The organism is Phocaeicola sp. RTP21198st1_B8_RTP21198_201120 (assembly GCF_040929485.1).
Taxonomy (GTDB): domain Bacteria; phylum Bacteroidota; class Bacteroidia; order Bacteroidales; family Bacteroidaceae; genus Phocaeicola; species Phocaeicola dorei.
The window spans coordinates 1-298 of record NZ_JBCOCI010000382.1; the positions used below are offsets into that span (position 1 = coordinate 1).

The window sequence follows — 298 nt, forward strand, 5'->3', positions numbered from 1 at the left end:
CTTCGTGGCGGTTGCTAAACAAACGGTTGTAATCCAAACGTGCCTGTATATAAGTACGTCCGTCAGAAGCGTTATGACTGAATCCGTTGCCAATAGTCGGGTCAATATCATATTTGTTACCCGTTTTGTAAGCACCCGTATAGTGTCCGCCTGCCATATAAGCATCCGAACCTTCGATCGGCATAAACGTCGCATATTTCGGATATTCACGATAACCGTCTTTGTAAGTATCCAGTTTACGATTAATCCAGCGTCCTTCAGAAGCATCATAAGAGAACATCACTTCCGCTTTTAATCC

Annotated in this window: 1 protein-coding gene; it reads right to left on the minus strand. The window is 43.6% G+C overall.

The window, feature by feature from the left end; all coding sequences use genetic code 11:
* Positions 1-298, minus strand: a 298-nt coding sequence (locus AB5935_RS26515) for a hypothetical protein (protein WP_368327931.1), incomplete at both ends; no start/stop codon positions are given.